Origin of the sequence: Pseudoalteromonas sp. GABNS16E (assembly GCF_028598715.1) — a bacterium.
GTDB lineage: Bacteria > Pseudomonadota > Gammaproteobacteria > Enterobacterales > Alteromonadaceae > Pseudoalteromonas > Pseudoalteromonas atlantica.
This window is the reverse complement of sequence record NZ_JAQREZ010000170.1, coordinates 1-410: the sequence shown is the minus strand read 5'-3', so window position 1 is coordinate 410 and position 410 is coordinate 1. Positions and strand designations below refer to the sequence as shown.

General features: G+C 38.8%; 2 pseudogenes. Both read left to right on the top strand.

Annotated features, from left to right (window positions below):
• Positions 1-230: pseudogene (locus PSI06_RS21155) on the top strand (F420-nonreducing hydrogenase); the annotation flags it as partial.
• A pseudogene (locus PSI06_RS21150) lies at positions 227-410 on the top strand (Ni/Fe hydrogenase subunit alpha); the annotation flags it as partial. The pseudogenes PSI06_RS21155 and PSI06_RS21150, both read left to right, overlap by 4 nt.

Below are 410 nucleotides of genomic sequence, written 5' to 3'. Positions count from 1 at the left end.
ACATGCCATGCACAGGATGTGGTGGAGCGGCTCCAAATGTTCCAGAACAGGGTGCAGCCATGATATCTGCTTTGTCTTCAATACTTGGTTATGAAACAGAACCTGGAAAAGAACAGTATTCTGAAAAAGAGATTGAAGAGTTAATGAACCAGATTAAAGATCCAATCGGAACTTTCTACATGTACTCTTTACCAGCATCAATTCTTAAAAGAAAGGTGATGAAGAAATGAAAGAAATAATAATAGATCCGATCACTCGACTAGAAGGCCATGGAAATGTGTCCATATTCCTGAATGATGCGGGTGAAGTTGAAAATGCATATTTAAAAATCCCAGAACTTAGAGGTTTTGAAAAATTCTGCACTGGAAGGAGAGCAGAATTAATGCCACAGTTAACCACAAGAATCTGCG